Annotated in this window: 11 protein-coding genes; 3 read left to right on the top strand and 8 right to left on the bottom strand. The window is 68.5% G+C overall.

Annotation, left to right across the window (positions count from 1 at the left end; translation table 11 throughout):
• Window positions 1-85: 85 nt before the first annotated feature.
• Together JVH1_RS18455 and JVH1_RS18450 are read right to left on the bottom strand one after the other, a co-directional pair.
• The gene (locus tag JVH1_RS18455; protein WP_009476712.1) at window positions 86-691 is read right to left on the bottom strand and encodes a YqgE/AlgH family protein; all 606 of its coding nucleotides are present in this window, start codon (window positions 689-691) and stop codon (window positions 86-88) included.
• A gap of 67 nt (window positions 692-758) precedes the next feature.
• Window positions 759-1,454, bottom strand: coding sequence for a TetR/AcrR family transcriptional regulator (locus JVH1_RS18450; protein WP_009476713.1), 696 nt, complete (start codon window positions 1,452-1,454; stop codon window positions 759-761).
• 145 nt (window positions 1,455-1,599) lie between these two features.
• On the opposite strand from JVH1_RS18450, the gene JVH1_RS18445 reads away from it, so the two are divergent.
• Both JVH1_RS18445 and JVH1_RS18440 read left to right on the top strand, forming a co-directional pair.
• On the top strand, window positions 1,600-2,541 hold the full coding sequence (locus JVH1_RS18445) for an NAD-dependent epimerase/dehydratase family protein (protein ID WP_009476714.1): 942 nt from the start codon (window positions 1,600-1,602) through the stop codon (window positions 2,539-2,541).
• 10 nt (window positions 2,542-2,551) lie between these two features.
• Window positions 2,552-3,850 (top strand): MFS transporter, encoded by a 1,299-nt coding sequence (locus JVH1_RS18440; RefSeq protein WP_009476715.1) that lies wholly within the window; start codon window positions 2,552-2,554, stop codon window positions 3,848-3,850.
• 8 nt (window positions 3,851-3,858) lie between these two features.
• Here JVH1_RS18440 and JVH1_RS18435 read toward each other — a convergent pair whose 3' ends face one another.
• Complete coding sequence (locus tag JVH1_RS18435) at window positions 3,859-4,269, bottom strand: PaaI family thioesterase (RefSeq protein ID WP_009476716.1); 411 nt, start codon at window positions 4,267-4,269, stop codon at window positions 3,859-3,861.
• A gap of 277 nt (window positions 4,270-4,546) precedes the next feature.
• Here JVH1_RS18435 and JVH1_RS18430 point away from each other — a divergent pair, with 277 nt between their 5' ends.
• Window positions 4,547-6,082 (top strand): DUF4185 domain-containing protein, encoded by a 1,536-nt coding sequence (locus tag JVH1_RS18430; RefSeq protein WP_043780334.1) that lies wholly within the window; start codon window positions 4,547-4,549, stop codon window positions 6,080-6,082.
• A 21-nt stretch (window positions 6,083-6,103) separates the two neighbouring features.
• Here JVH1_RS18430 and JVH1_RS18425 read toward each other — a convergent pair whose 3' ends face one another.
• The 5 genes from JVH1_RS18425 to JVH1_RS18405 all read right to left on the bottom strand — a co-directional run bounded on the left by JVH1_RS18425 (window position 6,104) and on the right by JVH1_RS18405 (window position 13,415).
• Window positions 6,104-7,183, bottom strand: coding sequence for a sulfate/molybdate ABC transporter ATP-binding protein (locus tag JVH1_RS18425; RefSeq protein ID WP_009476718.1), 1,080 nt, complete (start codon window positions 7,181-7,183; stop codon window positions 6,104-6,106).
• Complete coding sequence (locus JVH1_RS18420) at window positions 7,180-7,986, bottom strand: ABC transporter permease (protein WP_009476719.1); 807 nt, start codon at window positions 7,984-7,986, stop codon at window positions 7,180-7,182. Before JVH1_RS18420 ends, JVH1_RS18425 begins: the two co-directional genes overlap by 4 nt.
• Complete coding sequence (modA, locus tag JVH1_RS18415) at window positions 7,983-8,792, bottom strand: molybdate ABC transporter substrate-binding protein (protein WP_043780295.1); 810 nt, start codon at window positions 8,790-8,792, stop codon at window positions 7,983-7,985. Before modA ends, JVH1_RS18420 begins: the two co-directional genes overlap by 4 nt.
• A complete protein-coding gene (locus tag JVH1_RS18410) occupies window positions 8,789-9,193 on the bottom strand; it encodes a molybdopterin-binding protein (RefSeq protein ID WP_009476721.1) in 405 nt (134 codons plus the stop codon). Before JVH1_RS18410 ends, modA begins: the two co-directional genes overlap by 4 nt.
• Window positions 9,194-9,278: 85 nt before the next feature.
• Window positions 9,279-13,415, bottom strand: coding sequence for a bifunctional nitrate reductase/sulfite reductase flavoprotein subunit alpha (locus tag JVH1_RS18405; RefSeq protein WP_009476722.1), 4,137 nt, complete (start codon window positions 13,413-13,415; stop codon window positions 9,279-9,281).
• Window positions 13,416-13,599 lie beyond the last annotated feature (184 nt).

Here is a 13,599-nt window from a genome sequence, read left to right as displayed (position 1 = left end):
GTGCTGTCCTCCTCACTTCTCGTTCCCCACCTCTGTTGATACCACCCGTCCCCGACAGTCCGGGGACGTGCGCGGGGTGTGTCGGCTAGTTGCGCTCGACGTCGATCGGGTGAGTGGCGAGCAGGGCGAGGGGGAGCGGCTGCCTGCGCAGCACCTGCGCCCACACGTCGACCCGGGCGGGAGCGACCACGTCCGACGCGAGCGCGGAGATCACGATCCAGTCGTCGCGCTGGAGTTCGGAGTCGAGCTGGCCGTACGTCCAGCCGGAGTAGCCGGCGAAGATCCGGACACCCTCCACCAGCGGGGCGATGACCTCGGGGTCGGAGTCGAGATCCACCATCACCACACGGCCGTGGACCCGGCGCAGACCCGCGACACCGTCGGCCTGCGCACCGGTGCGCAGCGTCGCCAGGCACAGTGCGGCGTCCCGTTTGACGGGGCCGCCGACGTACAGCGCGGACGGGCGCGCGGCGAGCGGCGCCCACTGTGGCAGCACGTCGTGCACCGCGGTTTCGCTGGGACGGTTGATGACCACGCCGAGGCTGCCGGCGTCGTTGTGCTCGATCACATAGATCACGGTGCGACGGAATGCGGGTTCGACGAGATCTGTGGACGAGACCAACAGGCTGCCGGGCCGGACCACCGGTTCCGTCGACGCCGTTCGATCTTCGGGTTCTTCTGCGTGCGCCACCTGAACATCATCCCACCGCGGCGGACGCGATGTGACGGAGGACGCGACCTGCGTCCGGTTCGCCGCTTTACGCCCCGGACAGCCCCGCCGTCTCGGCCAGAACCGCGAGGTGGTGCTCGTACAGTGCCCCCGGTGTGGTGAACGTGTCGGCGCCGTACTGCCCGAACACCTCGAAGTTCACCGCCCCGAACAGAGCCGACCAGACCAGCACGCCGCGGGCGAGCAGATGGTCGGGGGTGGTGAGTCCGAGTTCGGAGCGGATGCGGTCGAGGTCTGCCGCGAGCTCGTCGTCGATGGGCGCGGCGGCGGCCGCCTCGAGCTTGCCCGCCCGGAACGCGTTGTCGAAGATCCCGACGAGGGCGTAGATCACCCGCGTGCCCGGCGTCGTGGTCTGCTCGCCGGGCGCGTGGTAGCCGGGAACCGGGCTGCCGAACAGCAATCCGTAGCGGGCGGGCTCGTGGAGCGCCCATTCGCGCACCGCCCGGCCGAGTGCCAGGAACTGTTCCCGCGGTTCGGCGGCGGACGCGACGGCTGCCTCCGCGGCGTCGCCGAGTTCGTTGTATCCGTCGACGACGAGCAGCGTCAGCAGTTCGTCGCGGCTCTTGACGTACCGGTAGACGGCGGAGGACACGACGCCGAGGTCCCGCGCGACGGCCCGCAGCGACAGGGCCGCGGCGCCGACCGCGGCCAGCTGTTCGCGTCCGATCCTCGTGATGTCCTGCAACGTCTGCTCGCGGGCGCGCTCCCGTGGTGTTCCTGGCATGGGGTCCAGCGTGGCAATTTCAGAGAGCGGTGTCAACAAACGAGAGCAGTGCTCTTGACAATGAGGTCGAGGGGGAGCATTCTCGAATGAGACAGAGAGCAGTGCTCTCGAATCGCCGAAATCGACTCACACAGCAGGAGCGGACATGTCGAACATCGAGATCGTCACCGGAGCAGGACCCGTCGGCTGGACCGTCGCCCTGCAGCTCGCCGAACAGGGGCGCCAGGTGCGGGTCCTCACACGGTCGGGCAGCGGCCCGGACCATCCCCTGATCGAGCGGCGGAAGGTCGACGTCTCCGACGCCGACGCGTTGGGTGAGGCGTTCGACGGAGCCGTCGCCGTCTACCACTGCATCCACGCCGCCTACAACGCCGACGCATGGGAGCGCGAACTCCCCGCCGCCGAGCAGACCGTGCTCGAGGCCGCAGGCCGCGTCGGCGCCGTCGTCGTGTTCCCCGAAAGCCTCTACTCCTACGACACGTCGCACCAGCCGATGACCGAGCACACGCCGCGGTCGGCCGACTCCGGCAAACGCGGCATCCGGACCCGGCTTCTGAAAGCCCGCGCCGAGTCCTCGACCCTCACCGTGAGCGTCGTCGCGTCCGACTTCTTCGGACCGCAGGTGCTGAACGCGCACGCCGGAGAGCGCATGGTGCCCGTCGTCCTCGCGGGCAAGACGATGCGCGTCCTCGGTTCCGCCGACCTGCCCCACTCGTTCACGTACGTTCCCGACTTGGCGGCCGCGATGATCGCCGCCGCCCACGACCCCGCGCTGTGGAACTCGGTGCTGCACGCACCGACCGTCCCGGCCGTCACCCAACGGCAGATGGTCGAGGCCTACGCGAAGGCCGCCGGGGTTCCCGCCCCGAAGGTGAGCACCCTGCCCGGCTGGGTGATCCGCGGCGGCGGGCTCGTGCACCAGGGGAGCCGCGAGCTGGCCGAGATGCTGTACCAGTTCGAGGAGCCGTTCGTGATGGACTCGTCCGAGAGCGAGGCCCGGCTCGGACTGGCCCCGACCCCGCTGGACCGCGCCGCCGAGGAGACCGTCCAGTGGTGGCAGGACAGGTCGGTCGCGGCCGCCGGATAGGGTCCTGTGAATGGCGAAACAGCTCGGCGACCGGCGCGAGGCGTGGCGCAGAACGGCGTACACCCTCCGGCGGTCGCCCGGGCTGGCCCGCCTCGCGACGGTGCGATTCGCCAGTCAGCTGGGCGACGGTATGTTCCAGACGGCACTCGGCGGCGCGATTCTGTTCAACCCGGAGCGCGCCACGGATCCCGTCACGATCGCCGCCGGTTTCGCGGTACTACTGCTCCCGTACTCGGTGATCGGACCGTACGCGGGCGCGCTCCTCGACCGCTGGGATCGCCGCGCCGTGCTGCTGTGGGCGAATGTTCTGCGCGGACTGCTGATTCTGCTGACCGCCGTGTTACTGGAGACGGGGACCGGTGAGTCCGCGCTCCTCCTCCTGGCGCTCGCCGCCATCGGAGTGAGCCGTTTCGTTCTCGCGGGAGTCTCGGCGGCGCTGCCGCGAGTGGTGCACCGGTCCTGGCTCGTGGCCACCAATTCGGTGCTCGCCACCGCCGGCTCCGTCGTCGCCGCACTCGGAGCCGCGACGTCCGTCGCCATCATCTCCCTCGTGGGCGCCGGCGACCGCGGCTCGGGAATCGCCGTCGCGACAGCCGCCTGCGGTTCCGCGGTGGCCGCGTTCGCGGCGTCGCGCTTCCACCATCGGCTGCTCGGCCCGCACGCCGACGAGAAACCCGAATACGGGGCGGTCCGCGCCGTCGCCGCCGGACTGCGCAACGGGGCGGTCGCCGTGTGGCAGTCACCGGGCGTCACAACGGCGATGATCGGAATAGGCACGCACCGGATCGTTTTCGGTGTCAACACGTTGATCATGGTCCTGGTACTCCGGGACACCGCCACCGTCAGCGCCCTGCCGGGCGGTCTGGCCGGGTTCGGCGTCGCCGTCGGCGCCACCGCCGCGGGCATGCTGCTGGCGGCGATCTCGACACCGTTCCTGATTCCGCGCGTCGGACGGTCGCGCACCATCGTCGGCGGCCTGATCCTCGCCCTCGTCGTGCAGTGCACGCTCGTCGCGACGCTCACGCAGGCTTCGCTGCTGTGCGGTGCGCTCCTCCTCGGATTCGCCGGGCAGTCCATCAAACTCACCGGTGACGCGGCGATGCAGATCGAGATCGAGGACGACCGCCGCGGACAGGTGTTCGCCCTGCAGGACACGGTGTTCAACGTGGCCTTCATCGCGTCGATCGCCGCGGCCTCCCTGGTGATCGCCCCCGACGGCCGGTCACTCGGGCTGGTGTTGGCGGGTGGCGCGGTCTACGGACTCGGACTGCTCGGCGTCCTGTTCAACTCCCGACGCGAACCCGCCTGAGAACCGCCCTATTTCGACCCCGGCATCGGCACGTTCTGTAGCCGTACCTGACCGCGGGCCACCTCCTTGCCGGTGTCGGTCGCGGTGATCACCACCGACCACAACTGCTGCACCCGGCCCTGCTGGATGGGCACCGCGACCACATCGACCCGCCCCTCGGTGCGGGCCCGCAGGAAGTCGGTGCCGTTGTGCACACCCACCGCGAACTCACCACGGTCGGCGACGGCAGTGCTCGCACCGATACTCGCGGCCGATTCGACCGCCGTCGTGTAGACGCCGCCGTGCACGACTCCCCACGGTGTGTGGTGGTCGGCGGACAGGTCGATGTGGCCGACGACCTTCGTCCCCGACACCTCGTCGAGTTCCAGGCCGGCAGCGGCGACGAAGGCGCTCGCCGCCTCCCGGGTCAGATCGGTCATGATGCGTTCTCCTCGTCGAATACTCGGTTAGTTTGAAATCCCAACCCACTGTGCCCGGCTTCGGCACCGACGTCAATGGTCCCGGTAGTACCGGTTTCACCTGCGCGCGATGACATTCTCCTGTGCGACAGTGAGACCGCACTGTGACCGGACGGGCCGGGCTCGTGCGCTGAGGATGCCGTCGCCGGGTGTTATCTTCAACCCGAACGTGCAGGTCGGTCCACTATTACTCCGACCACCGATCTGGAGGGGTCCCGTGGTCGAGAAGTCATGGTCTGTGGCCGGAGTGCCGCTGTGCGTCGCCGCCGTGGTGGCCGCGACGATCGGCTTCACCGCCGCCCCCGCCGCGGCCGAGACCACTCCGTGGCTGCCGGTGAACGCGTGCGGCGAGACCGGGTTCAACCCGGCCAAGGAACCGCCGAGTCCGGGGGGCGGCCCACTGCTTCCGCCCATTCCCCCGACCGTGAGCATCCCGATCCCGTACCCCGACTTCGTGCCGGTGCCGGTCCCCGGACCGACCGCCGACCAGACGCGTGTCGCCCAGGACCTTCCCGCCGACCCGTGTGCGGACCCGTGCCCCGACCTCACCGATCCGGTCGACGAACCGGAGACCGAGCCCGGGTCCTCCGGTTCTGCAGGCTCTTCCGGTTCTGCGGGGTCGTCGGGTTCGTCCGGCTCGAGTGCGCTGCCGATCCCGAAGATCTCGATCGATCCGCGTCCCGAGACCATTCCCATCCCCGTTCCCGGCGGCCCCGGACCCGACCCGCAGCCGGCGCCTCCCGTCGAGATCAACCCCGCCGAACGTGGTTCCCTCACCGCACCCGTGGCGAAGCCGGAGGTCGGCGACGTCCGGTTGGTGTCGCAGCTGACGGGCCGCGGTTCGGAGAACCGCACGGACAAACGCTGGCAGGTCGACGGCACCGACCTCGGCATCACCTGGGAGACGAAACCCGGTGAGGTCGCGGTCGCGTTCGGCGACACGTTCGGCAAGGACTGGGCTCCGCCCGGCGCGTTCGGCGAGGACTGGCGGAGCAACGTTCTCGGCCACAGCACCGACACCGACCTGTCCGACGGCATGACCATCGACAGCATGGTCCAGGACAGCCGGTGCCATGCCGCCGAGATCATCGACAGCAGGCACATCAACAACTTCGAGACCACCACCATCCCCACGTCGGGGTTCGCGATCGGTGACCGTCAGTACCTCAGCTACATGTCGGTGAAGCGCTGGAGCATGGTCCCCGGCATGTGGTACACGAACTACGGCGGCATCGCGTACTCCGACGACAACGGGCAGACCTGGACCAAGGACCAGCATGCCAAGTGGGACAACATCTTCGGCGCCCGATTCCAGGTGTCCGCGATGGTGCCGCAGGGCGACTACGTGTACATGTTCGGCACCCCCAACGGGCGGATCGGCACCATCGGCCTGGCCCGGGTGCCAGTCGATCAGGTCCTCAACACCACGTCGTACCAGTACTGGTCGGACGGCATGTGGACCCCGGTGTCCCAGCACCTCGCCACCCCCATCGTCGGTGGGGTGGCCAGCGAATTGTCGGTCCGCTACGACGCGACCGCGGGCACCTGGCTGATGAGCTACCTCGAGCCCGTCGGCGGCTCGATCATCCTGCGGCAGTCGTCGAGCCCGCAGGGTGTGTGGTCGGACGGCGCGACGCTCGTCGACACGGCCGACTACCCGATGGCATACGGCGGCTTCATGCATCCGTGGTCGACGGACAAGGATCTGTATTTCACGATCTCGGAGTGGGACAGCTACAACGTCTACCTGATGCACGCGTCCCTGCACCCGTGAGTACTTATTAACCGCCCGCGGTTAACAAGTACGCACGGCATGGAGGGCGACCTCGGTGGCCTTGACGACGAAGAACACGTCCAACCCCGGAACCAGATCGAGTTCCGCGACGGACGCCGCCGTCACGTCGGCGCTGAGTTCGAACCGGCCTCCGGCTTCGGCGGCGCGCACCCGGACCGTCGGCCCTCGCACCTCGATCTCCGAGATGGACACCCGGAAGACGTTGCGCGGACTGCCTTCCGGGGAGCGCCGGTGGACGGCGACCGAATGGGGAGCGAACACCGCGACCGCAGGCGCACCCGGCACGAAATCGGCGTCGGGCAGTCCGTGCAGCCGAACACCGGTCTCGGTCTCGAAGCCGTCCTGCGCCCCGAACACGGGAACGAGGTTGAGCCCGGCGATCCGCGCGGCGAACGCACTGCGGGGGCGGGTCAGCACGTCTCGTACCGAACCGAATTCGACCACCTCACCGCCCTCGACGACGATCACCCGGTCGGCCAGCGCCAGCGCGTCGAGGATGTCGTGGGTGACCACCACCGCGGTCCGGTTCCCTTCCCGCAGCACCCGGCGAAGCAGCACGCGCAGGGCGGGCGCCGCGGCCACGTCGAGGGCTGACATGGGTTCGTCGAGCAGCAGGGCCTGCGGTTCGGCCGCGAGGGCCCGCGCCACCGCGACCCGCTGCGCCTGCCCCCCGGACAGCTCGTGCGGACGGCGGTCGGCGAACTGCGTCGCATCCACTGCGTCCAGCCATTTCTCGGCGATCGCCCGCGCCTCCCGCCGTCCCCGGCCGGCACTGCGCGGGGCGAATGCCACGTTGGCGGCCACCGTCAGATGCGGGAACAACAGCGCCTGCTGCGCGAGCAGCGCGATTCCGCGCCGGTGCGGGGGCACGGCGACGCCGCGGGTGGTGTCGGTGAGCACGCGACCGTTCAGTTCGACCCGTCCGAAGTCGGGACGAACCAGGCCTGCGACCACGGACAGTGCCGTCGACTTGCCGGCACCGTTCGGCCCGAGCACCGCCAGCACCTCGCCCTCGCCGAGGTCGAACCCCACGTCGACGCCACGCGCATCCACCCGCGCCTCGACGCTCAGGCCGGTCATACTGCAGCCCTCGACGCCCAGCCCCGCGAACCCACCACGATGAGCACCGCGACCACGACCAGCACCAGCGACAACGCCACGGCCGCATCGGCATCGGTCTCACGCTGCAGGTAGATCTCGAGCGGCAGGGTTCGCGTGACGCCCTGCAGACTGCCCGCGAACGTCAGTGTTGCCCCGAACTCGCCGAGCGCCCGCGCGAACGACAACACCGCCCCGGACACCAGCCCGGGCAGCACCAGCGGCAGCGTCACCCGCCGGAAGACGGTGGTCGGGCTCGCACCGAGCGTCGCGGCGGCGTGCTCGTACCGGCTGCCCGCGGTCCGGAGCGAGCCCTCGAGGCTCACCACCAGGAACGGCAGCGCGACGAACGTCTGCGCGAGCACCACGGCGGTGGTTGTGAACGCGATGTGGATCCCCGCGACCTCGAGGTGCTGCCCGATCAGGCCCTTCCGGCCGAACGTGTACAGCAGGGCGATGCCCCCGACCACCGGTGGAAGCACCAGCGGCAGGAGCACCAGCGACCGCAGCACGTGCAGTCCGCGAAAACTGCTGCGCGACAGCACGGCCGCCATCGGGACACCCAGCAGGACGCACAGCACGGTGCTCAGGGCGGCGGTCCGCAGGCTCAGTTCCAGCGCTGCGAGCGAGGATTCGGACGTGACCATTTGGAAGAACCGCGACCAGTCGACGCTCGCCAGCATCGCGAGAAGTGGCAGGACGACGAACAGGCCGCCCAGTGCCGCCGGAACGAAGATCCAGCCCGGAAGCCCGGACGGGACTCTGACGCGCGCCGCCCGGATCACGGCTGGGCGAACCCTGCCCTCGCCAGCACTGCCTGACCGTCGGGTCCCGTGACGAGGTCGACGAAGCCCTGCGCTGCGTCCGGTGTCTTCGAAGCGGACAGCGTCGCAATGGGATAGGTGTTCACAGCCTGCGCGGCCTCGGGGAACGCCACGGCCGTCACCTTGTCGCCCGCGCTCGCCGCGTCGGTGACGTACACCAGTCCGGCGTCGGCCTGGCCGGCCGTCACCTTGTTCAGCACGTCGGTGACCGACGACTCCTCGCTGACCGGGCTGAGGTCGACACCCGACGCGGTCTCGACCTTCTGCGTCGCGGAACCGCACGGAACCTGCGGGGCACACGTGACCACCAGCGTCCCCTCACGGTTCAGATCCGCGAAAGACTTGATGCCCTTGGGGTTTCCGGGTGCCGTCACGATGGTCAGGGTGTTGGTGGCGAAATCGACGGGACTGCCCTCGACGAGCCCGGCGTCGACCACCTTCGTCATGTTGTCGGTGTCGGCGGACGCGAACACGTCGGCCGAGGCGCCCTGGTCGAGTTGAGCGGCGAGGTCGGAGGATCCCGCGAAGCTGAACTCCACGTGCGATCCGGGGTTCGCGGTCTCGTACATCTGGCCGAGTTCCGTGAACGTGCCCTTCAGCGACGCGGCGGCGAACACCGTGATGTCGCCAACCGGCGCGGACGCGGACGCCGGCTCGGCCGAACCCGAGGCTCCGCTGTCGTCGTTCGAACCGCAACCGGTGAGAAGACCGAGACCGAGCGCGGCCGCGGCAGCCCCCGTCGTGGCCCGGCGCCAGGACATTCTCATGAAATTCCTCCAGGTGTTTCGACGATCACCGTGGTCGACTTGACGACGGCGACCGCGACCTTGCCGGGCTCGAGCCCGAGATCGCGGACGGCTTCGCTGCTCATCAGGGAGACGACGCGAAAAGGCCCGCACTGCATCTCGACCTGGGCCATCACCTTGTCCATCACCACCGCGGTCACGATTCCGGTGAATCGGTTACGCGCCGAGGACTCCGATCCGAGCAGATCGGGGGACTTCGACGCATTGGCGCGCGCGAACTCGGCGAGCGCCGGGCCGTCGACGACCTTGCGGCCCGACTCGTCCTTCTCCGCCGCGAGGCTGCCGTTGTCGATCCACCGCCGGACCGTGTCGTCGCTGACGCCGAGCAGTTCTGCTGCCTGTCGTATCCGGATACCCGTCATCCGAGAATTGTCCGCGCATGCGTCATACCGACATCCTATGTCGGCAAATACGGACCGATCAAGTGTGTCTTTCCGCAGATGCGGATCAGTACACGTCGCGCACGTAGCGCTTGTCGGTCGCGAGCTGCTTCATGTACAGCTCGGTGTCCTCTTCGTCCATGCGCCCATGGGTGCGAACGACTTCACGGACGGTCTCGTCGACGTCCTTCGCCATGCGGCTGGCGTCGCCGCAGACGTACAGCGAGGCACCCTCCTGCATCCAGCCCCACAGCTTGGCGCCGTGCTCGCGAATGCGGTCCTGCACATAGATCTTCTGCCGCTGGTCCCGGGAGAAGGCCGCATCGAGGTGGGTGAGAAATCCGTCGCGGTGCATAGCTTCCATCTCCTCGCGGTAGTAGAAGTCGGTAGCCTCGTGCTGCTCACCGAAGAACATCCAGTTCTTGCCCGTGTGACCCAATTCCCGGCGTTCGTGCAGGAATCCGCGGAACGGAGCGATGCCGGTACCGGGACCGACCATGATCATCGGTGCATCGGCGGCCTGCGGGGGACGGAAGTGCGCCGACTTCTGTACGAAGATCGGCACGTCGGCCTCGTCGCAGTGATCGGCGAGGAACGTCGAGCAGACCCCGGCGCGGTTCTTGCCCTCGTGGTTGTAGCGCACCGCGGAGACGGTCAGCTGCACCTCACCCGGATCGACCTTGGGGCTCGACGAGATCGAGTACAACCGCGGCTGCAGGCGCTTGAGGACGCTCAGCCACTCGTCCGCGTCGGCGTCGACCCCGTACTCCGCCAGCACGTCCATCGACTGCCGCCCCCACAGCCACTGCTGGAGCGCGATCTTGTTCTGCGGGCGCAGCAGCCGCGCCAGCTCGGTGTCCTGGGTGCGGCTCTGCACGAACCGCAGCAGCTCGGGGGTCACCTTCGTGATCTCGAGCTTCGTGCGCAGCGCCTCGCGCAGCGTCATCTCCGGCAGGTCCGGCAACTTCACGGGCGTGTCCGGGATCGACCGGGTGACCTTCAGCCACTCGTCGACGACGGAGTCGCTGTTGGTCGGCCAGACACCGAGAGCGTCGCCCGCCTCATAGGTGAACTCCGGATCGCTCACTTCGAAACCGAACTGCCGCACGTCCTTCGACGATCCGGCCGCACTGAGCGGAACATTCTTCGTCAACCGCGTGATCAACGGCGTCTTCCGGGTGAACGTCGCCGCCTTCTTCGCTGCGGGCCGGGCAGAGGCGGGGGCGGATGCCACCACGGTCGCACCGTCGGCCGCCGCACGCTCCCGGACCAGCTTCTGGACCTGGGTCAGCCACTGACGTGCCTGCGCCTCGTAGTCGGGTTCGCAGTCGACCCGCTCGGTGAGACGCTTCGCCTCCAGCTGCTCCAGCCGGGCGTCGATCCGCTTGCCGTGCCCGCAGAAGTCGTCGTAGTTGGAATCACCGAAAGCCAGCACGGCGTACCGGGTCTGCGACAACTTCGGGGCCTCGTCGCTGCTGAGCGCGGACCAGAAGCTGCTGCCGTTGTCGGGGGCGTCGCCGTCCCCGAACGTGCTGGTGATGATCAGGAGGTCGCGGACGTCGGCGAGGCCCGCGACGTCGTAGTCGTCCATGCTCGTCAGGCGGGTGCCGTGCCCGGCCGCTTCGAGTTGTTCGGCACATTCGGCGGCGAACTCCTCGGCGTTGCCGGTCTGCGACGCCCACACCACCACCACGGGGTGCTGCACCGATTCAGCGTTCGCGTCCGGCACCACGACACTCTGCGGAACGTCGGAACGGGAGAACAGCCCCGCCATGAGACCGTCCAGCCACACTCGCTTGGACCCCGAGATCGGTGCGCTTCGCGGAAGAACCGGAACGCCCTGGATCTCGGTGGACTGCAGCCCCGACAGCAGCCCGGCGAGGTACATGCGTTCGTGTTCGTCGAAAGTGGGGGAGGCGGAGTCGTCCAGGCCCAGGATGCGGCTCATCTCCGCGGCGGGCGAAGCCTGCGCGAGGGTGAGCGCCCCACCGGTCTCCGGGACCTCCGGCGCCGACACCGGGGCCACCCGGGTCAGGGAGACGGCGCACGCCTTGAACTCCGGCTGGAAGGACGTGGGATCGACGGCGTCATTGGTGACGGCGTTGATGCTGAGGTACTCGCCGAAGGAGTCGTTCCAGTGGAACGGGGCGAAACACCCGCCGGCCAGGACGCGGTCGCTGACGACGGCGGGAAGGACCGCGCGACCGCGCCGCGACGCGACCTCCACCTTGTCGCCGTCGGCGATCGAAAGCTTCTGCGCATCAGCGGGATTGATCTCGACGAACGGGCCGGAGTTCAGCTTGTTGAGCTTGGCCACCTTGCCCGTCTTCGTCATCGTGTGCCACTGGTGCTGCAGGCGACCGGTGTTGAGGACGAAGGGGTAGTCGTCGTCGGGCATCTCGGCGGGCAGCATGTGCGGGCGCGGGAAGAAAGCGGCCCTGCCGCTCGCGGTGGCGAACGCCAGCCGGGGGAGTGAACCGTCGGGAGCCGACAGCAGGTTCTGGCTCACGCCGTCGTTGACGTAGCGGAGGGGGTTGCGGTCGGTGCGGTTGCCGGGCGGGCTCGGCCACTGTACCGGTGTCTCCCGCAGACGGTCGTAGGTGATGCCGCGAAGGTCGTAGCCGGTCTTGGGATTCCAGGTGCGCTTGATCTCCTCGAACACATCCTCCGAGGAGTCGTAGGTGAACGCGTCCGCGTATCCCATCTCGCAGGCGACACGGGCGATGATCTGCCAGTCGGGCAGTGCCTGACCCACCGGATCGACGGCCTGCTGCAACAGGGTGAGGTTGCGCTCGGAGTTGATCATCACCGAATCCGACTCCGCCCACAGCGCCCCGGGCAGCAGGATGTCGGCGTAACCGTTGGTCTCGGTGTCGAGGAAGACGTCCTGCGTGATCACGAGCTCGGCGGCCTCGAGGCCCTCGATCACCGTCCGCCGGTTCGCCACGGTGGCAACGGGATTGGTGCAGATGATCCAGCAGGCCTTGATCTCACCCGCCACCATCCGCTCGAACATGTCGACGGTTCCGGTGCCGACCTCCGTGCGGATACTGCCCTCCGGCAGCTCCCACAGATCCTCTATGAACGCCCGGTCGTCGGCGGCGAGCACCGACCGTTGCCCCGGCAGGCCGGGACCCATGTACCCCATCTCGCGGCCACCCATCGCATTGGGCTGACCGGTGAGGGAGAACGGGCCGCTGCCCGGACGGCAGATCGCACCGGTGGCCAAGTGCAGGTTGCAGATCGCGTTGGTGTTCCACGTGCCGTGCGTGCTCTGGTTCAGCCCCATCGTCCAGCAGCTCATCCAGTTCTCGGCCTCACCGATCCACTGGGCGGCCCGACGGATGTCGGATTCGGGGATGCCGGTGATCTCCGCGACCTCCTCGGGGGTGTACTCCTCGAGGAACTCCGGCATCACCTCCCAGCCCTCGGTGAACTCGGCGATGAACTCGGGGTCGGTGTGCCCGTTCTTCACGAGCAGGTGCAGCAGGCCGTTGAGCAGCGCGAGGTCGGTGCCCGGCGCGATCTGCATGAACAGGTTCGACTTGTCGGCCGTCGCGTTGCGGCGCGGGTCGACCACGATCAGCTTGGCGCCGGCCTTGACGCGGTCCATCATCCGCAGGAACAGGATGGGGTGACAATCCGCCATGTTGGCGCCGATCACGAAGAACACGTCGGCCTTGTCGAAGTCCTGGTACGACCCGGGCGGGCCGTCCGCACCCAACGACTGCTTGTAGCCGGTGCCCGCACTGGCCATGCACAGCCTCGAGTTGGATTCGATCTGGTTGGTGCCCACGAAGCCCTTCGCGAGCTTGGTGATCAGGTACTGCGCCTCGATGGACATCTGACCGGAGACGTAGAAGGACAGGGCGTCCGGTCCGTGCTCGTCGAGTTGTTCCTTCAGCCGGCGCGCGGTCTCGCTGATGGCGGCGCCGACGTCGATCGAGGTGGGTGCCTCCCCGCGCTCGTCGCGGACGTACCCGGTTTCCATCCGGCCACCGGCCACCAGCATCTCGGCGCTCGTCGCCCCCTTGGTGCACAGCCGCCCGAAGTTGGTGGGATGGTCCTTGTCGCCGGACGCCTTGAGTACACGGCGCGCACTGGTCTCGGGATCGATCCCGACCTCGAGCACCATGCCGCAGCCGACACCGCAGTACGAGCACGCGGTCTTCACGGTGGAAGTCCCGGCTTTCTGCTGCTGCATCGACTTAGCTCCTCACCTGCACGGTCGCAGCCTGTCCACCCGGCTCACGACCTGTATCAATGCTGCCGTGAACCGTGTTTCGTCGGGATTAACCCCCGTGAGCGTTCGGTGACGTCTCTCGCACCCGGACCCGGGCCCGGTGGTGATGTCGACCAGGCCGTGTGACCGTCGTCACGTCAGGTGA

It is taken from the genome of Rhodococcus sp. JVH1 (genome assembly GCF_000280725.2).
GTDB lineage: Bacteria > Actinomycetota > Actinomycetes > Mycobacteriales > Mycobacteriaceae > Rhodococcus_F > Rhodococcus_F jostii_A.
The sequence above is the reverse complement of the archived record's forward strand: the minus strand, read 5'-3'. Positions and strand labels throughout refer to the sequence as shown.